The organism is Citrobacter sp. W9, assembly GCF_026719375.1.
Classification (GTDB): domain Bacteria; phylum Pseudomonadota; class Gammaproteobacteria; order Enterobacterales; family Enterobacteriaceae; genus Citrobacter; species Citrobacter werkmanii.
In genome coordinates, this window is record NZ_JAPPTE010000002.1 from 336129 (window position 1) to 357305 (window position 21177).

Here is a 21177-nt window from a genome sequence, read left to right on the forward strand (position 1 = left end):
ATAGATTAATTATAAATATATAATCAATTTTATTTTTAAACCACATCGCCGTACTCTTTTACCCAGATAAAGGAGAAGGATATGACAGAACTCACCTTACAGACTCATCGTCGTACAGCGTGGCATTTTATTCCGGGGCTTGCCCTGAGTGCAGTTATCACTGGGGCCGCCTTATGGGGGGGATCCATTCCCGCCGTCGCAGGTGCCGGGTTTAGCGCCCTCACCTTAGCCATCTTGTTTGGGATGGTTATCGGCAACACCGTGTATCCACAAATCTGGAAAAGCTGCGATGGCGGCGTACTGTTTGCTAAACAACATTTATTACGCCTGGGGATAATCCTCTACGGTTTCCGCCTTACCTTCGCGCAAATTGCTGACGTCGGCGTCAGCGGTATCGTAATCGACATATTAACGCTCAGCAGCACCTTCATGATTGCCTGCTTCCTTGGGCAGAAAGTGTTTGGTCTGGACCGTCACACCAGTTGGCTGATTGGCGCGGGGAGCAGCATCTGTGGCGCAGCCGCGGTACTGGCAACAGAGCCTGTCGTTAAAGCCGAAGCCAGTAAGGTGACGGTCGCCGTCGCCACGGTGGTTATCTTCGGTACTATCGCTATCTTCCTGTATCCGGCGATGTATCCGCTGTTAGCGCACTGGTTTACTCCCGAGACTTACGGGATTTACATTGGCTCCACCATGCATGAAGTTGCGCAGGTTGTTGCCGCCGGACACGCCATTAACCCGGATGCTGAAAACGCCGCGGTTATTGCCAAAATGCTGCGCGTCATGATGCTGGCTCCGTTCCTCATCCTGCTGGCCGCACGAGTAAAACAACTGTCTCCGGCAACCGGTGGTGAGAAGAGCAAAATCACCATTCCATGGTTTGCCATCATGTTCATTGTGGTGGCGATTTTTAACTCTTTCCACCTGCTGCCGCAGTCGGTAGTGAGTATGCTGGTGACGCTGGATACCGTGCTGCTGGCAATGGCGATGGCCGCACTGGGGCTAACCACTCACGTGAGCGCCCTGAAAAAAGCTGGTGCTAAACCTTTGCTGATGGCGCTACTGCTGTTTGTCTGGCTGATTGTAGGCGGTGGTGCGATTAACTTCGCCATCCACGCGCTAATGGCATAAACGATCACGACTAACGTTAGTTGACCCGCTATACTCTTCCTTTTTTGAATTTGAGTATGGCGGGTTTAATTCATGAAATACATCGGAGCGCACGTAAGCGCCGCTGGCGGTCTGGCTAACGCCGCTATTCGGGCCGCAGAAATCGAAGCTACCGCATTCGCCCTGTTCACCAAAAATCAGCGTCAGTGGCGCGCCGCGGCGTTGACCACTGAAATCATTGATGATTTCAAATCCGCTTGCGAGAAGTATCACTATACTTCCGCTCAGATCCTGCCTCACGACAGCTACCTGATTAATCTCGGCCACCCGGTCAGCGATGCGCTGGAAAAATCACGCGATGCATTTATCGATGAAATGCAGCGCTGTGAACTGCTCGGTTTATCGCTGCTCAACTTTCATCCGGGCAGCCATTTGATGCAGATCCCGGAAGATGAATGTCTGGCGCGCATTGCTGAATCTATCAACATCGCCCTCGCTCAGACCCATGGGGTTACGGCAGTTATCGAAAATACCGCCGGACAGGGCAGCAATCTCGGATTTAAGTTTGAGCACCTTGCCGCCATTATTGATGGTGTTGAAGATAAATCCCGTGTTGGCGTCTGTATTGATACCTGCCACGCTTTCGCTGCCGGTTACGATTTGCGTTCTGTCGAGGAATGCGAAAAGACGTTTGCGGAATTTGAACGTATTGTCGGTTTCAGCTATCTACGCGGTATGCACCTGAATGACGCCAAGAGCACGTTTGGCAGTCGCGTTGACCGCCACCACAGCTTAGGTGAAGGGAATATTGGCCACGACGCTTTCCGCTGGATCATGCAGGACAGTCGTTTTGATGGCATTCCGCTGGTGCTGGAAACGATTAATCCGGATATCTGGGCAGAAGAGATTGCCTGGCTGAAAGCCCAGCAAACAGAACAAGCGGTGGCGTAATCATGAACGACAGGGAAAAGCAGATCCTTAAGATCCTGCGTCGCAATCCGTTGATTCAGCAGAATGAAATCGCCGATATTCTGCAAATCAGCCGTTCACGCGTCGCTGCGCATATTATGGATTTGATGCGTAAAGGCATGATCAAAGGTAAAGGTTATATCCTTACCGAACAGGATTATTGCGTGGTTGTCGGAGCAATCAACATGGATATTCGTGGTGTTGCAGACATCCATTATCCTCAGGCTGCCTCTAATCCTGGCAGCATTCGCTGCTCGGCAGGCGGCGTAGGACGCAACATCGCCCACAACCTGGCGCTGCTGGGCCGTGACGTTCACTTAATTTCCGCTGTTGGCAGTGATTTCTATGGGGAAACATTGCTGGAACAAACGCGTCAGGCCGGCGTTAACGTTGCAAGTTGCATACGCCTGCATGGGCATAACACCTCAACCTACCTGTCGATCGCTAATCAGCAGGAAGAAACCGTACTGGCAATTAACGATACCCATATCCTGCAGCAATTAACGCCGCAGTTGCTGAACGGGTCGCGAGATTTGATCCGCCATTCCGGTGTCGTACTGGCAGATTGCAATCTGACCGCCGAAGCCATTGAGTGGGTCTTTACTATTGCTGATGATATTCCGGTATTCATTGACACCGTTTCAGAGTTCAAAGCGGCAAAAATGAAGACATGGTTTACGCGTATTCATACGCTAAAACCAACGCAGAAAGAGCTGGCGATTTTGTGGGGCCAACCTATCCATTCAGATGCCGATCGCGTACTGGCCGTCAATAGTCTGCATCAGCAAGGGGTAAAACGGATCTTTGTCTGTCTGGAAGATGAATCTGTTTTTTGCAGCGAAAAGGACGGAGAACAATTTTTACTGACGCCTCCCAATCATACGATCGTAGACAGTTTTGGCGCCGATGACGCTTTTATGGCCGGATTGCTGTACAGCTTTCTGGAAGGTAGCGAGTTCCGTGAAAGCGCTCACTTTGCCATGGCCTGCGCGGCATTATCGCGAGCCAGCGTCAGCATTAACAACCCAACCCTTTCGGCAGATAACGCCTTATATTTGCTGCAAACAGCTTAAATGTAATGCCGGATAGCGCCACGCTTATCCGGCATTATTCTCACTATGCTATACCGATAAAGAAACCCGCTATGGTGGCGCTCATCAGGTTTGACAACGTTGCTGCTGCCAGCGCGCGCATTCCAAGCTGCGCGATTTCCGGGGCTCGCTGTGGCGCTATCGCCGAAAATGCGCCGACGACAACGCCAATCGAACCAAAGTTAGCGAACCCGCACAGCGCAAACGAGATAATCGCAATGGTCTTCACATCCAGTGTTCCGCCGGTTTGCAGATACGGCGAGAAGTTGAGATAGGCGACAAACTCGTTGATTGCCAGCTTCTGTCCAATCAGGCTACCTGCCAGCGTCGCCTCGCTCCAGTCCACGCCCATAATCCACGCCAGCGGGGCTAACACATAGCCAAAGATCCCTTCCAGGGTGGCGTGACCAAAACCAAACCAACCACCAATTCCGCCGATAATGCCGTTAATCAGCGCAATAATGGCAACAAATGCCATTACTACCGTCGCCACGCCTGCGGCAATTTTCAGCCCGGTCATCGCCCCGCTCGCCGCTGCTTCGATGATGCTTTTCGGCGGCGTTTCGGTAAATGACAGGTTCTCAAAGGTGACGCGAGATTCTTCAGTTGCCGGACTCAGCATACGCGCAAATAAAATACCACCAGGGATTGCCATCAACGATGCCGCCAGCAGATAGTCAATCGGAACGCCCATTCCAGCGTAACCAATCATCATTGAGCCAGCAATCGAGGCCATCCCGCTACAGATAGCGGTAAATAGCTCATTGCGATTCAGCCGGTCAATAAACGGTTTCACGATTGCCGGGATCTCGTTTTGCCCGAGGAAAATAGTGGTTACTGCGACAAATGACTCGATCTTACTGATGTTCAACGCTTTCTGGAAAATACCGCCAAGGATGCGGATCAACAGCCCCATCACGCCAATGTAGTAGAGTAGACTGATCAGCGCGGTCACAAAAATGATGGCCGGGAGCACCCGAAAGGCGAAGATAAACCCGGCTCCGTCGAACAGCACATCCATTTTTGGCCCGACCAGGGAGCCAAAGATAAATGCACTACCCGCGTCACTGTATGACATCACCTTGTGGACACCGAGCGCGGCCTGTTCAACCAGCCATTTCCCCGGCGGGAAATAGAGCATAATGCCGCCGATTGCAATTTGCAGCACCAGTGCTGCCCCGACCGTACGCAGACTAATACGCTTTTTATTTACTGACAGCAGAAACGCGATAGTCAGTAATACCACCATACCCACAACACTTCTCATTATATCCATAATGAAATTCCCTTCATGCCAGGAAACCCGGCGTTACCGCCAGGTTTTGGTAGGTTTGCTATCCGCGGGCGACCGCATTCTGCCCGGAAAATTTGGTCAGGCGAGGCGTTGATACTCCTTCGCAATTTCACAAGCCAGTACCGCGTTGTTGAACACCAACTGAATATTTGATTTCAGGCTGTCACCGCCGGTCAGCTCCGCAACGCGCGCCAGCAGGAACGGCGTACTCTCTTTGCCCACAACCCCCTGCTCTTCCGCTTCTTTTACCGCCCGATCGATTGCCGCATTAATTTTCTCTTCAGCCATCGCAAACTGTTCCGGGATTGGGTTTGCAACAACCAGACCGCCGTCGAGACCTGTCTGCCATTTCACCGCCATGGCACGGGCAATTTCTTTTGCGCTGTCCAGACGGATACTGACCTCAAACGGACTGGTTCGGCAGAAAAATGCCGGCAACGCGTTAGTCTGATATCCAATTAACGGCACGCCAAAGGTTTCTAAATATTCGGTCGTTAAACCGAGATCAAGAATAGATTTCGCCCCGGCACAAATTACCGTGACATTGGTATGCGCCAGTTCTTGCAGATCTGCGGAAATATCAAAGGTATGTTCAGCACCACGGTGAACACCACCAATCCCGCCCGTCGCAAATACTTTAATTCCAGCCAGGGAGGCAATAATCATGGTTGAGGCAACTGTCGTCGCACCATTTTTCCCTGCAGCAACCACAAATGGTAAATCACGACGACTGACTTTAGTAACGCTATGCCCCTCTCTTCCAAGCAACTCAATTTCATCTTTGCTTAAACCAACTTTCATTACCCCGCCAATAATGGCAATGGTCGCAGGAACTGCCCCGTGCTTACGAATAGTTTCTTCTACTTCAATAGCAGTCTGGGCATTCTGCGGAAATGGCATACCATGAGAAATAATGGTTGACTCGAGGGCAACAATCGGTTTTTTACTGTTTAATGCTTCCTGTACTTCTGGAGATATTTGTAATAATTCAGAGGAAAGAGTTAATTCAGACATTCTGTGTTCTCCACGATTGAGATAACATTCGCAACAGACAAATCAGGGTTATTGGTATATTCACAGGCTAATGCCATTGATGAACAACCCTGCGCAAATCGAACCGAATCAATAAAGGGCATGCCGTCTACCCAGCAGGAAGCCAGTCCCGCCATCATCGCATCGCCAGCCCCGGTAACATTAATGACGTGAGTTTTAATCGGCAGCGACCAACCGCAATCCCCCGCAATATCACTGTAATAAACTCCGTCACCGCCCATGCTGAGCACCAGGCGATTTAAGCCGCGATCGTGAAACCAGGCGGCCACTTTGCCAACATCATCACGCCCGGAAAGCGCAATACCGCTCAGCGTTTCGGCTTCAAGCCGGTTAGGTTTGAGGGTGTGAATTTGTCCAAGCCGCTCGCGAACTTTGACGCATTTCCATGCCGATACCGGGTCGACAAACACCGGAACATCTCCGGCATTATCCAGCACCCATGCAAGGGCGTCTTCGCTGATATTGCAATCGGCGACGATGACTTTCGCCTGCCGAATAAAATCATGCTGCTGCGATAAAAAACTCGGTGAAATATGTTCGGTAATGCTCATATCATTAATGGCAACCAGCATTTCACCGGTGTTATCAAGCAGAGATAAATAACTCGATGTATTCTCTCCCGGAACGATAAGACATTTATCAACATGTACTCCGGATAGATTAGTTTGCGCCAATAACGATTGACCATAAAAATCATTACCAACCGCAGTCAGTAACCACGAATTTTTACCCAGTAGCGCGAGATTATGTGCAATGTTGCGTCCAACTCCGCCGGGGGTGAATTTTATCTTTCCTGGATTCGAATCCGCATAATTTAGAGAAGCATGCGAATACCCAGCAACATCCATATTGGCAGAGCCAATAGTTACTATGTATTCCTTTTCACGCATAGCACGTCCCCTGGCAATTATCTTGCCACAAATGAGTTCGTTAAGAATAACCACCGCCATACACAAAACTATTAGAGCACATGTTCAGTATCGAACATGTGTTTATAGTAAGCATGTTTTTGACAAAGTAAATCTATCTGCAAGAACCAAAGTCAATAGATATGAACAGAATCACAATTTTTTATAGATACAGTTTGTAAGGGAGAGAGAAAATGAGAGGTAGTACACAAATTAAGCAGGCTAAAAAGCATAACTCCGGTATAACCGGAAATTTTTCAGATGCGCCAGGCGAGCTGGTGCGTCTCAGGTAAGCGAAACCAGGTCCTCTGGCATATGGTTGTACAAAATACGCCAGAAATGTTCAGCCGTTTTATTCAATCGGGTATCCATCCGGTAAATATAGGCCTGAATAGGTACCATCAGTTCAGGTGTCTCCAGGCGCACCAGACGCTTATCGCGCAGCTCGTTGACGATCGACCACGCTGGTAGCCAGGCGATCCCATGCCCATCCAGCGCCATGTTTTTCAACAACTCACTCATCGAAGACATAAACAACGTTCGTGCTGAAATGCCGCCAACTTCCGCTAACTGACGGTTTACCAATCTTCCCATGTAGGATGTGCTGGCATAGTTCAGAATCGGCGCCTGCGGCTGATAGATATCAAACAACGCGTTCCCCTGTCCATCGGTAGCACAGACAGGATAGAGCTCTGACTCAAAAACCTTCAAGCCACAGAAAGGCGACTGCATTAAATCCTCATCACGAAACGAGATAATAAAATCACTTTTCCCCTCGCGCAGGGTATTCACCGCTTGCACCACATCAATCGCCTCGACGTGCCAGACAAATTCTTCCCCCCAGGCCGCCATTGAATGCACTAACCGGGGCAACATGGTCAGCGACAAAGAATGCGCTGCCGCGATTTTTATGTTGGGGACCCCAAGCAGATTGTGACCACTGAGTTCGTCCAGATTACATTCCAGCTGTTGTAGCAGGCTACGCGTTTGCGAATGGAATAACTTGCCCTCCTCCGTCAATTGCAGCGGCGTCGTCGTGCGATCAAACAGCTGCACCCCCACGGCTGATTCGAGCGCTTTGATCCTCCGGCTAAATGCCGGCTGAGATATATTGCGCTCCTCCGCAGCCTGGGAAAAATGACGGCATGCCTCCAGCGTCAGGAAATCATATAACCATTTTGTCTCAATATTTTTCATGCCTGTCACGCGGATGTTTAAATATGTTGATGAGCCTAACAACATCATGCCTGAAGAATTCCAGAGATGGTATTGACGATTAGCCCATAATGATTCGTTTTTTGCATCAAGCCTTCGTTTTTGACATTAACATGTCAGCGTCACCATCCAGCCACAACCCTACTCTGCTTGCAGATCTTCAGGCTCCGCACCCTATCCTGACCTCATAGAATGGCGAAAAAAACTACAGCCATGCAATTTTTGCATTAAGCCAAACATTATTGCATTTCTCCTCGCAACGCTCTGCTGTTAAACATTAGGACAAGATAAAACACAGCCTGAATATTATTTAATGGTTAAACGAGGTATATATCGTGAAAGGTTTAATTGGCGTACTTGGTGGTATGGGACCTGCTGCAACCGTCGATCTATTTAATAAATTCGTCACATTTACTACAGCGCAACGCGATCAGGAACATATTCCATTAATTATTTCATCCATTCCTGATATACCTGACCGTACTGACGCATTAATGCGTCATGGTAATTCCCCGCTTCCGGCCATGCGTGATTATATGCATAAACTCGAAGATGCTGGCGCGGAGTGTATTGTGATCCCGTGTAATACCGCCCACTTTTGGTTTAAAGAGTTAAAAGAATCCTGTCATACGGAGTTGCTGAGTATTGTGGAGACAACCCTGAATGAGGTTAGAAGCTGCGGAAAATCGCGCATCGGACTGCTGGCTACCAATGCCACGTTGTACATGGGTCTCTACCAAAAGGGGATAGAGTCTCTTGGGTTAACCTGCGTCAGTCCTGATTCTTCCAGCCAGGAAAAAGTCATGGAAAGTATTTATTGCCTGAAAGCAGGAGATGTTAAGCAAGCACAAATATTAATGAATGAACAGGCTGAAGCACTTTTTGCACGCGGCGCGGAAGTCATCGTTCTGGGATGTACTGAAGTCCCCGTTATCCTTGCTGAAGCCGTCAAGAAATCACCAGCAAAATATATTGATTCAACCGGTTCATTGGTTCGTGCCGGAATTAAGTGGTATGAAAAACGCGTTGGAAAAAGCCACCTTCTGGCGCAATAAAAAAACCACAATTTAATCATCACATTTAATAAAAGCCATTCTTATAGCGAATTATTATCTGGCGGAGGCCATTATGCTTTGGTTGGAAATTATCGTAGTATTAGGCGCAATATTTTTCGGCATCCGCCTCGGCGGAATTGGTATCGGTTTATGCGGTGGGCTGGGGTTGGCTATTTTAACCCTGGGATTTGGTCTGAAAATTGGCTCGCCGCCTGTGGACGTCATTCTTATTATTATGACGGTGGTTGTGGCGGCATCAGCGCTACAGGCAGCCGGAGGCATGGATTATCTGGTACGCATTGCCGGTAATTTTATGCGTCGTAATCCTAAATATATCAATGTTATTGCACCGATTATCACCTGGTCGATGACCATAATGGCGGGAACAGGTTTCATTGTCTTTTCCACCCTGCCGGTGATTGCCGAAGTTGCGAAAGAGTCAGGCATCCGCCCTTCTCGTACGCTCGCAGGCTCCGTAGTGGCGTCCCAGGTGGCAATATCCGGCTCGCCGATCAGCGCCGCAATGGCCGCAATGCTGACCATCATGGAAGGAAACGGTATCAGCTTTATCCAGGTTATGGCGGTATGTCTGCCCGCCTCGTTTGTTGCCGCGATGGTTGGGGCATTCATCGCCTCGCGCCAGGGATGTGAACTCCAGGACGATGAGGTCTATCTGGAACGCCTGCAGAAAGGGCTGGTGCGCAAATACGAAGGGCAAAACAGTACCACACCGGGTGCAAAACTTTCCGTCGCCCTGTTTATGCTGGCCACGGTGCTCATCGTTATTCTTGCCGCATTCCCGCAGCTACGCCCTGGATTTGATGTTGGCAGCCCAATGAATACGCGGGATATCATTATCATCTGCATGCTGGCTGCCGCTTGCCTGATGGTGGTGCTGTGCAAAACATCTACAGATGCCATTGTCCTGACGTCAACTTTTCGCGCCGGGATGAGTTCGCTGGCAGTCATTCTCGGCATTGTTACGCTGGGAACCACATTCATTGACGCGCACTTAGCGGAGATTAAGGACATCGCGGGGAATATTCTGCAGGCCTACCCGATGCTGCTGGCTCTGGTATTGTTTGGCACCTGCGCGCTGCTCTATTCGCAGGGGGCCACCACGCCGTTGATTATCCCGCTTGCCGTCGCGCTTGGCGTTCCCACCTGGGCAATTCTGGCTTCTTATGTGGCTGTGACCGGCGTGTTTGTTCTCCCAACGTACCCGACTTCACTGGCGGCGATGGAGTTCGACACCACCGGGACAACGCGCGTAGGTAAGTATGTCTTAAACCATCCGTTTATGTTGCCAGGACTGGGTGGGATCATCGCGGGCGTTGCCTTTGGCTTTATCATCGCCCCAATGATTGCCTGAGCCGTCTTATTCAGGGGCGCGAAAAATTTCGCCCCTGAATGATTCTCTATTCACTTGAACCGGCTCACCACATCAATACCGTCTTACCTTTATCTATTTGCTTCACATCGCTGCTTTTAATCACGCGGTGATAACCATAGGCGTCAGCATATTTTGTCAGTCCTGTCCCGGGGTCTTGCTCAGGCTTGCCTTGCGTCTCTATTGTTGCACCTGACGTTGTTGTCATCACCCAGGTGGTTGAACATCCCGTCAGTAGCAACGTCGCGAGTGACAGAGCAGCAAAAATGGGCGCTTTTTTCATATTCGATTTCCGTGACCAGTTTGATTTAAAGGCACTTTATCGAATTTGCTTAAGGCAGGATGGATTATTGTGGCGATGCTGCAACAGTAAGGGCTAAGGCATAAAAAAGGGCAGAGATTTCTCTGCCCTGGATTTCAGCGCTTAATCAGGCCGCCTTTGCCACAACCTCTGCTTCCGGGCGCTTCAGCACCGCGTAGGAGAGACCGGCTACCAGCGTACCGGCAATAATGGCCAGCAGGTAGCCAACCACCGGTGTAATTGCGCCAGGGATTAACAGCACGAACAGACCGCCGTGGGGCGCCATCAGCTTAGCCCCTACCGCCATGGAGAGAGCGCCGGTAATCGCACCGCCAACGATACAGCAAGGCAGAACGCGCATCGGATCACGCGCGGCGAATGGGATAGCCCCTTCGGTGATAAAGCACAGGCCCAGCACCAGCGCAGCTTTACCGCCCTCCTGCTGGGCTTTGTCGAACTTACGACGCGCAACCAGCGTTGCCAGACCCAGCGCCAGCGGAGGTACCATCCCCGCCGCCATAATGGCAGCCATCGGCGCATAAGTTTGCGTACTCAGCAGGCCCACACCAAAAGCATACGCCGCTTTGTTAACCGGACCGCCCATGTCAGTGCACATCATGCCGCCAAGAATCGCACCGAGCAGCACCGCATTCGCCGTACCCATGGTTTGCAACCAGTGGGTCAGACCTTCCAGAATGCCGGCTACCGGTTTACCGATCAGGTAGATCATGGCCAGACCCACCACCAGGCTTGAAAGCAGCGGAATGATCAGAATCGGTTTCAGCGCTTCCATACTCTGTGGGAGTTTCAGCCTGGTGCTAATGAGCTTCGCCACATAACCGGCAAGAAAACCGGCAATAATCCCGCCAATAAAGCCAGAACCGGTGCTCACTGCCAGCATACCGCCGATAAGACCTGGCGTCAGACCCGGACGGTCAGCGATGGAAAACGCGATATACCCCGCCAGAACCGGCACCATCAACGCAAAGGCTGAACCGCCGCCAATCTGCATCAGCGCCGCCGCCAGCGTGCCCTGCTCTTTAAACGCTTCAATACCAAAGGCGAATGAGAGCGCAATACACAGACCGCCAGCAACAACCATCGGCAGCATGTAGGACACGCCCGTCAGCAGGTGGCGATACGCGCCAGCGCTCTCTTTCTTCCCTTCGGTTGCCGCAGACTGCGCCTTGCCGGTTGGCTGATACGGCGTCGCTTCTTCCAGCGCTTTATCCAGCTCCTGTTTGGTTTTCTTCAGCGCCAGGCCAGTAGACGTGCGGTACATTGGTTTTCCGGCAAACTTCGCCAGATCAACTTCAATGTCAGCCGCCACAATCACCAGATCCGCCTGAGCCACCTCTTCCGGGGTAATGGCATTGCCTGCCCCGACCGAGCCACGGGTTTCAACTTTTACCCACCAGCCACGTTTTTTCGCTTCTGTTTCAATAGCTTCAGCAGCCATAAACGTATGGGCAACGCCGGTCGGACAAGCCGTCACCGCCACCACGCGTTTTGGGCCACTGCTGGCAACAGACGTTGTCGCAACCGGGGCGCTGTAAGGTTTTGCATGACCTTTCGCTTCGCTGAGGAAGAGTTCAGGATGCGCAACCGCACGACCGATATCGCCGAGCCAGACTTTTTTGCCGTTCAGCGAACTGTCAGCAGGAAGCGTGTCGCCCAGAACAATCGCCAGTTCTGCATCATTCGGATTATCAATAATTTCCAGATGCGCTTTTTGCGCCGCCGCTCCAAGCAGGGTTTTCGCCATGTAAGCGCGAGCCTGGCCGAGATTGGCGTCAATAATCAGCAGCGTTTTCATTATGCCTCTCCTGCTGTCAGTTAAACGGTTTTAAGTCGACACGCGCCATCATTGCGGCCAACTGAGGACGATCGGTAATGCCCACGTTACTTTGGCTTACCGCCAGAGCGGCAACAGCCGTCGCCAGACGCAGGGTATGTTCGCTGGACTCACGCATCAGCAGACCATAAATCAGACCACCAACCATCGAATCACCCGCGCCAACGGTGCTGACCACCTCAACTGACGGCGGTTTTGCGATCCACTCACCCGAAGCGTTGACCCACAGCGCGCCTTCCGCACCGAGTGAAATCACCACATGAGCAATACCCTGCTCGCGCAGCGCATGCGCCGCATCAATCACATCTTTCATTTCAGGCAGTTTACGACCCGCCCAGATTTCCAGTTCACGACGGTTTGGTTTCACCAGCCACGGCGCCGCCTTCAGACCTGCCACCAACGCTTCACGACTACTATCAAAGATAATGCACGGACACTGACTGCGCAGACGCGTCATCCAGTCGGTGAAAGCTTCCGGGCTCACGCCGGTCGGCAAACTACCGCTAACGCACACCATGTCGAACTGGCCCAGCCAGCTCAGCGAATCGTTCACAAAGCGTTCCCAGTCAGCGGGGGTGACTTCAAAGCCAGAGAAATTGAAGTCGGTGACTTCACCGTCTTTTTCGGTCAGCTTGACGTTGATACGGGTACGCCCTTGTACAACCTGAAAACGGTTGGCAATGCCCAGCTCGCTGAACAACTGCTGAAAACCATCCTGGTTGTCTTTACCCAGGAAACCGCCCACTGTGACATCGATACCTAAATCTTTCAGGACCTTAGCGACGTTAATCCCTTTCCCCGCTGCATGCAGACCGGTGGTTTTCACCAGGTTCACTTCGCCACGTTCAATTTCCGGGCAGAAACCCACCAGGTCGTAGGCCGGGTTAAGGGTGATAGTAGCAACACGTCTGCTCATTACGCGCCCTCCCCAAGACCTGCAGCGATGGCTTCGCCAATCGCTTTCAGCGCCTGTTCAGCATCCTCGCCCTGGGCGGTAAAGCGCAGGTGATGTCCTTTCTTCACGCCTAATGCCACAACTTTCATCAGACTGCGTCCATTTGCCGGTTTGCCGGTTCCATCAAGATTTGTCACGGTAATTTCACTGTTAAATTGTTTAATCGTATTCACCAGCATGGTGCCCGGACGGGCGTGTAAACCATGCTCATTGCGCACAACAAATTCGGCGCTCAGTACATCATCGGTTAAGGCGTCATCGCTGGTCAGCAGCGCCAGCACCGTTGCCGCATCCGCTTTCAACAAACGGTCAGCTTTATTATTCAGCAGCAGATCGCCAAGGCGCTTCAGCACCGCAACCGGTTGATCGTCATTCATCGCGACGGTTACCAGCAGGGCTGCCGCATCCCCCTGAACATCAAACGCCGTTGCTGCGCGGCTGACCGCAACGGCGCTGCGCACGTTACCTTCAGCACAGTCATTCAGCCAGATCCCCTGACCGAGATTCATCGGCTGCTCATTGATTGCCCTGGCGACAAATGCGGCATCAACCGCACCAATTTCTTTCAGCCGCGCAGCGTTGAGCGCCTGCAACGTCACCAGCGAGCTGGCAACGACGTCCAGCGACAGCGTTTCGTTATCAAGCTTTAATTGTTCGCTCTGCTTTTCGCCCATCAGCAACGCGCGCAGCTCTTCCGCCGTGGTCGCTGATTTCAGCTGTTCAGCAACGGAGTCATCGCTCAACACATGCGTTAGCTGACGCAGTAAACCGAGGTGCTCATCAGAGCTGGCGGCAATACCGATCGCCACATACGCGACCTGTCCTTCGCCCCAGACCACGCCCTGCGGAAACTGAAACACCTGCACACCGGTTTTCAGCACCCGATCGCGCGTGTCCGTCGTCCCGTGAGGAATAGCAATACCGTTGCCTAGAAACGTGGACGTTTGTTGTTCACGCGCCAGCATGCCATCGACGTAGCCTTCCGCAACGTTACCCGCTTGCACTAAGGCCGCGGCAACCTGGCGAATAGCCTCTTCTTTATTCCCGGCCTGTTCGCCCGGGTGAATATCCTGAACAGATAACTGGAACATGGTTCTCCTCTCCCGCCGAATTGAAACGATTCAGCCAATATGAGAAAAAAGGCGTCACCTGACTCCATCAGTTATGGCAAGATGACGCTGAAACGTTTCAAGAAGTCTTGATCTTTTTTCTTCAGCACACAAGTAAAGTTGACAAATTACTTGCTGAATTTAGAGATAACGCACATTTTCTTCTGGGGAGAGATAAAATTGCTGAAGCAAAAATGGCGTCAGCGTGTCAGATTCAGCAACATCAGCAAACAGCATTCTTTGACTGAAATGCTATTTTGATTTTTGATGCCGATTTTGATTTGGCTACCTGTTTATTTTCTGGCAAGCAGCGTAAACTCCGCGTCTCTTCACATCATTGATATCAAAACATGCATAACACCCCCGTAGCCGCCACACCTAAGGCGTTCGATTTAACGTCTGCGGCGTTCCTGCTTGTCGCGTTTCTGACGGGTATCGCCGGCGCTTTGCAGACACCAACGCTGAGTCTTTTTCTGACCGATGAAGTCCATGCCCGTCCCGGTATGGTCGGGTTCTTTTTTACCGGCAGCGCCGTAATCGGTATCCTGGTGAGTCAGTTTCTGGCCGGGCGCTCGGATAAAAAAGGCGATCGCAAAAACCTGATTGTCTTCTGTTGTGTACTGGGCATGCTGGCCTGCGTGCTGTTTGCCTGGAACCGTAACTATTTTATTTTGCTGTTTGTCGGCGTCTTCCTCAGCAGCTTTGGTTCAACCGCCAACCCGCAAATGTTTGCTCTCGCTCGCGAGCATGCCGACCGTACAGGCCGGGAAGCGGTCATGTTCAGCTCAATTTTACGTGCGCAGGTATCGCTGGCCTGGGTAATTGGCCCGCCGCTGGCCTACGCACTGGCAATGGGATTTAGCTTCACGGTGATGTACCTCAGCGCGGCGGTTGCTTTTATTGTCTGCGGCGCAATGGTTTGGTTGTTCTTACCGTCAATGAGTAAAAATGTGCCTCTCGCCACTGGCGTGGTGGAGGCGCCACGGCGCAATCGTCGCGACACGCTGCTCCTTTTTGTTATCTGCACATTAATGTGGGGGACCAATAGCCTCTATATCATTAATATGCCGCTGTTTATTATCAATGAACTGCATCTGCCGGAAAAACTGGCGGGTATCATGATGGGAACCGCTGCCGGGCTGGAAATCCCGACCATGTTGATTGCCGGATACTTTGCTAAGCGTCTGGGCAAGCGTCTGTTGATGCGAATTGCCGTCGTGGCCGGCTTTTTCTTTTATGCCGGTATGCTGTTGGCCCACTCTCCGGCGGTATTGCTTGGTTTACAGCTGCTGAACGCGATTTATATCGGCATCCTTGGTGGGATTGGCATGCTCTATTTCCAGGATTTGATGCCAGGACAAGCAGGTTCAGCCACGACCCTTTATACGAATACCATTCGCGTAGGCTGGATTATTGCCGGATCGTTGGCAGGTATTGCCGCTGAAATCTGGAATTATCACGCCGTGTTCTGGTTTGCGCTGGTGATGATCATCGCCACCATCGTGTGCCTGGCGCGCATCAAAGATGTTTAAGGCGCGGTCAGCGCTTCAAGCTCAATAAGATACAGCATGGCCTGGTGCGTCGTCTTCCCACACATTTCCGCACTGGGCTGCAAACCGGCACATACTTTTGGCCGCAGCGGCGAAGCAAAAATTTTGCAGCGCAAGGATTCATCCAACTGAACGCATGGCGTATTAGCGGGCTTGCCTAACATATAATTATTCACTGTTTAAAATTCACATTCCTGCTGTTAGCATCAGGTCCATCTGATCAATCAATACCATCCGAAGGGAATCACACTTAATGAAACCTAAGCTGTATTCGTACGTGCGTTTTTCATCTGTGAAACAACGGGAAGGCAACTCCCTGGAGCGTCAGCAAGATACCGCTCTAAAAATTGCGACCCGTTATAATCTCGAACTTGATACAACGGCTTTCCATGATCTCGGCATGTCCGCGTTCAAAGGAAAAAATGCTCATGAAGGGAAGCTATCGGAGTTCATCAAGCAGATTGGGGTTAAAGTTCCCGTTGGTTCGTGGCTGGTAGTCGAAAATCTTGACCGCATTAGTCGTGATGATGCCTGGAGCGCTTTGGATATATTCAAGAGCATACTTAGCAAGGGGATAGTCGTTGTTACTGGTATGGATGAAAAGGTCTATAAGTACGCGGACGTAAAGAATAATCCAACCGATTTAATCATTTCGTTGTTGATGTTCACACGCGCCCACGACGAATCGTTGACAAAAAAGAATCGGGTTGAAGCCCAGGCTCGTTCGCTGATACGACACAACCTGACAAGAGAACCGGGAACACCAGCAAAAGCCATAGAATCAGTAGGTCAGAATGTCTGGTGGGTAGACACAAAATCAGGATACGTTACCCCACACTCCATTTATTTTGCCGCAGCGCAGAAGATTATCGAACTAAAACAAAACGGTGAAACTCTTCTTGGTATCCAACGATATCTTAACGAACACTACACTGCCCCTAAAAAGAGGGTTTATAAAGACAAGACAGGTCAAGCGCTGACACCCAAAACGGAGCAATGGGGCAAACATTTGATCAGAACCTTTTTGAATCCCACTGTTCACGGACAAAAAATCTTCACGCTGGATAAACGCGATGAATCAGGTGCCATCATATACGATTCCGAATCAGATGAACCGTTGAAAGAAACATTCATTATTCCGGATTACTATCCAGCACTTATGTCGGAAGTAGACTACTTGACACTTTCGAAGTTAGATCGACATCGTGCTGTCACTCGTAGTTCATCAACATATCCAGGAGGTAATCCTGAACCTGAAATACCGCTACTCTCAGGTATCGGTATTCTTTTTTGCGGTAAATGTGGATCTTTCATGTTCAAATCTGGTTCAAGTGAAAACAAGTACCGATATATATGTGGTTCAAAAATCGTTCAGGGTAAACCTTGCGGTAAAAAAGGGTTTACGTCATACCAACTTGAGCACACTGTTTTACAACTAATCGCTGATCACGTCTGGAACAACCACCAAGAGGATAAAACAGCATGGTACGAATCTGAGATTGAAAAGGCATCTGAAGCGGTTAAGAAGCTGCTAAAACTAGCAACTTTGACAGACAACATCGAAGAATTGGCAGATCAGATTAATGCCAATAAACAAAAAAAAATTACGCTTGAGAAAGAATTTCAACAGTACAAAATCAGCCGTTCAGAAATTCAAACTACTGGCTGGGATCAATTCCGACATTTCGATGTTCATGACACAAAGAATCCTGAGCGTAAGCGGATTAGACTGAAGGTAAAGCAAGCTATCAAACGTATTGATTGTTATGACATTGATGGTCGGCACAGTCATTTTGAAGTGACCTTCGCCGACGAAACAAAGCAGAGAATAGTGATTAAGTTTAATCGCAACAGATCACCTGGTATTTCGTATGTAGAGGCACAAACAGTAAACGATCATGACTTACTAAAAATGCAGGGACTTGTGTTGCACTCCTTCATTGATGAACTGATTTCACCTGAAAAATTTGCGCAGCATATTAAAGACAAACACGAAGTCAGCATTCTAAACCCGACATTTATAACCGAGCTGGAGGATGGCGTAACCCGAGACGAAGACAGTGGAATGGCTATCAGGGTAGATGGCATTACGAGCAAATCATATGCAACTGTCAACGGCATTAAGTACGAGATTAACTCACTGGAAGACTTAGAGAAACTTTCACAGTAAATAACACGCTAAATCACTCTCCCCTTGCCTACCTGACAAGGGGAAAGCAACCAAACCGTCCCCCAGAAACCATTCCATACCAAAGCCCCGTAAAACTTTATACCGAGCGTTTTAGAGCAAGGGTTCAAATTACATCGTATTCATTATGTCTACGAACTGTGCGAGTTGCACCGCTTCTTATCGAAACACCTCTATGGTTGCCGGAAACCCCGCACAAAGTAGATGGTTATGTCTTTCAATCGCAGTATTCAAGACTAAGCGCAGCCCCGCCCCACATTAGCATCAAGCATATGAACCATACAAAAACCCTGTAAATACAATCGACTTAGTAACAATCCCCTCTCTTCCTCTCATGTTAATTGATCGTTTTTATAGATCAATTAAGCAATATTGATAGATTTTATAGATCGATGTAAGATCATGATTCTTCGGTTGGTGTTTCTCGTAAACAAGACTCATGGAATGAATACTCTGTCCACGATGGAGTGAGAACGATAGAAGGCATCCAGAATGACTATCCTTATAAAAACCTTAAAAATCATGGCGTCAGGTGTTGTTTTCGTTTCAGGTATAACCACCGCCACCAGTACCGTCTATTTCTTGCCAGAGGCAAAATCAGCAGGTGTCGCAAGCAGCGACAAAAACGCCCTGATGTTTCTCGGGATGGACAGGGATGTAAATCTGAAGGGGATATGCTTCGCGATGACAAAGCAATCCTCATCAATCGTTCCGCTGGTAGATATCACTGCTACAACTGATAACGGCAGATTCACGATGCACGGACTGCGCCCAAAGAATAACGACGATACGAAGGAATTGGTCTGTTCTCTTGGTTCAGAAGCCGGGGATTTCTTGACGGGCATTTCGAAGTCAACAGTCGTTAACGTGAAGCTGGATTTCAACGGCGAGATCCGCAGTTACAGCTTCAACACTACAGAGTTCGGAAAGATATTGACTACCAATGGGCAAGACGTGTGGGAAGAAGCAGCTAAAGGCTACGCTCAGGGAGTACGTGCCCCCGTTTTCTATGGAAGCGGCAGCGAGGCCCCCAAAAACAATAAAGTAACCTCAAATGTCGATACACCCAGTTATGAAGCAAGCGATGAGAAACTTAATGCTGTCTGGAAAAGACTTAGTCCTGAAACACGAAAACGTTTACTCCCTTCTCAAAGAGAATGGATAAAGCAAAAATCCGCCTGCAATAATGAGCAGAAATGTCTTATCGACATGACGAACAATCGCATTCGTGAACTGGAATCTGAACATGGGAAATAATGCGCTGGCTTTGGTTTTAAAAAACGATTGGGTAGCTTTATCTTCTTCTAATGCCTATACAGGAAAATACACGGTCGGACGATTTCACCTGACAGATACGTTTATCATTGAGTATATGAAGTTGATACATGAAATCGAAATACCTGATTCATGGGTCAGTAGCAGTTTCACTAACATACCAGATACCGATACCCGTAGGGTTATGTATATGGAAGGCTGCGATATGTTATCGAAAGAAACAATGAACGAAATTCGTAATACGGTGAAGTCCCCAACAGACAATATGAAAATACACCGCAATGGCAATCATGTTACCAAAATAGAATTCATGGAAGAACGAAATGAAATCACCCTATGAACGTTATATTAAAATAGCAGTCATAACCGTCGCAATAGCCTACGGCATCAATCTCCTTTACGGGCTGACGCCCCCCCCATATCAGCCTAAAACCCCCGAAGTGAAGGCCAAGGTAAATGCTGATACCGTAACTCAGCAACAACCTGAGCAACCATCCAAACCATCGATAATCGATATACTTCCGCGAATGTATACAACAGGGGAAGTTTATGCGCGGTTTGAACAACATGAATTCAGGGCAACAAATGACTTCAAAAAATGTCAGTTAATGGTAACAGGAAAAATAACTGGTATCGGTACTGTTACTTTCAGAAAAAATCCTGTAGTAACATTGGGTATTCCCGGTTCAGATGAAGGCCTGAAGTTCATATTTGAAGATACGAATTACAATAACGATAAAGTTGCTGCATTGAATATTGGGGATCTGATTATAATCGCCGGGAAGAATGCACGACCAGGAACCTTTGGTGGTATCTTTCTTAATGACTCGAAGATAATGACTGATATGATTTCAAAGAAGAAACGACAAATTTTGGTTGTCAATGGTGGCGTTTACGACCGGGAAATTTGCCAGAAGTAGCGTTGTCCTTGCCCTTGAAATGGAGGGGGAGAATCCCCTCCATCACCCCTTCAACAGGTATTGGCGCAAGCAGGAATCGAGTTTGAAGGGAGCTGCATTGCAAATTGTTTTGCGAAGCATCGCCAGTAAGATGGTACTCGAATTGTGCTTCATAACATTAAAGCAGGGCCTGCCCTGCAAAATGACCAATCCCCATAGACAAAAGCATAGCCATGGTACTCCAGAACGTAATTCTTATGATCGCCCTGACAGGAGAGGCTTTACTCAAAACCGAAGATATATAGCCAAGGACTGCCAGTGAAAAAAGGGTGGAAAGGATTATCAACAAAAAAGCCAGTTTCAGAGGGGAGAGCCATGCCACGATTAAGGGTAACACCGCACCAGCGGAAAAACTCAGGGCAGAAAAGACAGCTGCCTGTAGGGGCTGTGCAGAATTTATATCCGTCAACCCCAGTTCTTCACGGGCATGAGCATCCAGGGCATCTTTGACCATAAGTTGCTCCGCAACCTGCCGGGCAAGCTCTGGCTCCAGTCCACGTTGCATATAAAGTGAAGTCAGTTCCCGCACCTCTCCCTGATAATCAGTTTCCAGCTCCCTTTTTTCCTGGGCAAGTGCTGCGTTTTCGGTATCCGCCTGAGATGAGACGGAAACATATTCCCCTGTAGCCATTGACATAGCTCCGGCAACCAGTCCTGCAACACCTGCAAGTAAAACACCGGAAGGACTGCTATTTGCAGATGCAACCCCAAGAACAAGGCTCGCTGTCGAAACAATTCCGTCATTTGCCCCCAGTACAGCTGCCCTCAGCCATCCCACTTTTTCGATACTATGTCGTTCAAGATGCATATATTTTTTCCTTCAAATACGCATACTCATCGGAATTACGGATAAATAGAAAATGCATTGACGGATAAATGCGCGGTTATAGTCTGTTTTAG

The 21177-nt window shown here is 49.5% G+C and carries 19 protein-coding genes and 1 pseudogene; 10 read left to right on the forward strand and 10 right to left on the reverse strand.

The features are described from left to right. The first annotated feature begins 81 nt into the window (after positions 1 to 81). The 3 genes from OOJ59_RS06315 (at position 82) to OOJ59_RS06325 (ending at position 3152) form a co-directional block, all read left to right on the forward strand. Complete coding sequence (locus tag OOJ59_RS06315; RefSeq protein ID WP_038642005.1) at positions 82 to 1131, forward strand: YeiH family protein; 1050 nt, start codon at positions 82 to 84, stop codon at positions 1129 to 1131. A 72-nt stretch (positions 1132 to 1203) separates the two neighbouring features. Beyond that, on the forward strand, positions 1204 to 2061 hold the full coding sequence (gene nfo, locus OOJ59_RS06320) for a deoxyribonuclease IV (RefSeq protein WP_193157086.1): 858 nt from the start codon (positions 1204 to 1206) through the stop codon (positions 2059 to 2061). A 2-nt stretch (positions 2062 to 2063) separates the two neighbouring features. Then, positions 2064 to 3152: a sugar kinase gene (locus OOJ59_RS06325; protein ID WP_160956093.1), complete on the forward strand. Its 1089-nt coding sequence runs from the start codon at positions 2064 to 2066 to the stop codon at positions 3150 to 3152. Positions 3153 to 3195: 43 nt separating this feature from the next. Here the strand turns inward: OOJ59_RS06325 and OOJ59_RS06330 are convergent, their stop codons facing one another. The 4 genes from OOJ59_RS06330 to hypT form a co-directional block, all read right to left on the reverse strand. Beyond that, positions 3196 to 4446 (reverse strand): NupC/NupG family nucleoside CNT transporter, encoded by a 1251-nt coding sequence (locus OOJ59_RS06330; RefSeq protein WP_121529287.1) that lies wholly within the window; start codon positions 4444 to 4446, stop codon positions 3196 to 3198. 96 nt (positions 4447 to 4542) lie between these two features. Beyond that, positions 4543 to 5478, reverse strand: a complete 936-nt coding sequence (locus OOJ59_RS06335) for a pseudouridine-5'-phosphate glycosidase (RefSeq protein ID WP_038642013.1) — start codon at positions 5476 to 5478, stop codon at positions 4543 to 4545. After that, positions 5466 to 6407, reverse strand: a complete 942-nt coding sequence (locus OOJ59_RS06340; RefSeq protein WP_085047870.1) for a pseudouridine kinase — start codon at positions 6405 to 6407, stop codon at positions 5466 to 5468. Before OOJ59_RS06340 ends, OOJ59_RS06335 begins: the two co-directional genes overlap by 13 nt. 303 nt (positions 6408 to 6710) lie before the next feature. Beyond that, positions 6711 to 7622: a hypochlorite stress DNA-binding transcriptional regulator HypT gene (gene hypT / locus OOJ59_RS06345; protein WP_160956091.1), complete on the reverse strand. Its 912-nt coding sequence runs from the start codon at positions 7620 to 7622 to the stop codon at positions 6711 to 6713. Positions 7623 to 7975: 353 nt separating this feature from the next. On the opposite strand from hypT, the gene OOJ59_RS06350 reads away from it, so the two are divergent. Together OOJ59_RS06350 and OOJ59_RS06355 are read left to right on the forward strand one after the other, a co-directional pair. Next, positions 7976 to 8695, forward strand: a complete 720-nt coding sequence (locus OOJ59_RS06350) for an aspartate/glutamate racemase family protein (protein ID WP_160956090.1) — start codon at positions 7976 to 7978, stop codon at positions 8693 to 8695. A gap of 73 nt (positions 8696 to 8768) precedes the next feature. Then, complete coding sequence (locus OOJ59_RS06355) at positions 8769 to 10067, forward strand: anaerobic C4-dicarboxylate transporter (RefSeq protein WP_085047868.1); 1299 nt, start codon at positions 8769 to 8771, stop codon at positions 10065 to 10067. 64 nt (positions 10068 to 10131) lie between these two features. On the opposite strand, the gene OOJ59_RS06360 is transcribed toward OOJ59_RS06355, so the two are convergent. The 4 genes from OOJ59_RS06360 to fruB form a co-directional block, all read right to left on the reverse strand. Further along, on the reverse strand, positions 10132 to 10368 hold the full coding sequence (locus tag OOJ59_RS06360) for a YgdI/YgdR family lipoprotein (protein WP_038642021.1): 237 nt from the start codon (positions 10366 to 10368) through the stop codon (positions 10132 to 10134). A 145-nt stretch (positions 10369 to 10513) separates the two neighbouring features. Next, on the reverse strand, positions 10514 to 12202 hold the full coding sequence (gene fruA / locus OOJ59_RS06365) for a PTS fructose transporter subunit IIBC (RefSeq protein ID WP_038642023.1): 1689 nt from the start codon (positions 12200 to 12202) through the stop codon (positions 10514 to 10516). A 16-nt stretch (positions 12203 to 12218) separates the two neighbouring features. Then, positions 12219 to 13157 carry a 1-phosphofructokinase gene (fruK, locus tag OOJ59_RS06370; protein ID WP_006683781.1) on the reverse strand — a complete coding sequence of 313 codons (939 nt, stop codon included), beginning with the start codon at positions 13155 to 13157 and terminating at the stop codon, positions 12219 to 12221. Next, positions 13157 to 14287 carry a fused PTS fructose transporter subunit IIA/HPr protein gene (gene fruB, locus OOJ59_RS06375; protein WP_137346728.1) on the reverse strand — a complete coding sequence of 377 codons (1131 nt, stop codon included), beginning with the start codon at positions 14285 to 14287 and terminating at the stop codon, positions 13157 to 13159. The genes fruK and fruB overlap by 1 nt, the downstream gene beginning before the upstream one ends. A 368-nt stretch (positions 14288 to 14655) precedes the next feature. Between fruB and setB the strand changes: the two genes are divergently transcribed. Continuing rightward, positions 14656 to 15837, forward strand: a complete 1182-nt coding sequence (gene setB, locus OOJ59_RS06380; RefSeq protein ID WP_087857397.1) for a sugar efflux transporter SetB — start codon at positions 14656 to 14658, stop codon at positions 15835 to 15837. Here the strand turns inward: setB and OOJ59_RS06385 are convergent. After that, positions 15834 to 16013: pseudogene (locus OOJ59_RS06385) on the reverse strand (YkgJ family cysteine cluster protein); the annotation flags it as partial. The gene setB and the pseudogene OOJ59_RS06385 overlap by 4 nt on opposite strands. A gap of 95 nt (positions 16014 to 16108) precedes the next feature. Here OOJ59_RS06385 and OOJ59_RS06390 point away from each other — a divergent pair. The 4 genes from OOJ59_RS06390 (at position 16109) to OOJ59_RS06405 (ending at position 20238) form a co-directional block, all read left to right on the forward strand. Then, positions 16109 to 18025 carry a recombinase family protein gene (locus OOJ59_RS06390; RefSeq protein ID WP_004864803.1) on the forward strand — a complete coding sequence of 639 codons (1917 nt, stop codon included), beginning with the start codon at positions 16109 to 16111 and terminating at the stop codon, positions 18023 to 18025. 510 nt (positions 18026 to 18535) lie between these two features. Beyond that, positions 18536 to 19300 carry a lysozyme inhibitor LprI family protein gene (locus OOJ59_RS06395; protein ID WP_016537358.1) on the forward strand — a complete coding sequence of 255 codons (765 nt, stop codon included), beginning with the start codon at positions 18536 to 18538 and terminating at the stop codon, positions 19298 to 19300. Beyond that, positions 19290 to 19658 carry a hypothetical protein gene (locus tag OOJ59_RS06400; protein ID WP_160956087.1) on the forward strand — a complete coding sequence of 123 codons (369 nt, stop codon included), beginning with the start codon at positions 19290 to 19292 and terminating at the stop codon, positions 19656 to 19658. Before OOJ59_RS06395 ends, OOJ59_RS06400 begins: the two co-directional genes overlap by 11 nt. Next, entirely contained in the window at positions 19642 to 20238 is a 597-nt protein-coding gene (locus OOJ59_RS06405; RefSeq protein WP_268063361.1) for a hypothetical protein, read from the forward strand. The genes OOJ59_RS06400 and OOJ59_RS06405 overlap by 17 nt, the downstream gene beginning before the upstream one ends. A gap of 157 nt (positions 20239 to 20395) precedes the next feature. On the opposite strand, the gene OOJ59_RS06410 is transcribed toward OOJ59_RS06405, so the two are convergent. Then, positions 20396 to 21085 carry a VIT1/CCC1 transporter family protein gene (locus OOJ59_RS06410; RefSeq protein ID WP_000549951.1) on the reverse strand — a complete coding sequence of 230 codons (690 nt, stop codon included), beginning with the start codon at positions 21083 to 21085 and terminating at the stop codon, positions 20396 to 20398. Positions 21086 to 21177: the final 92 nt, after the last annotated feature.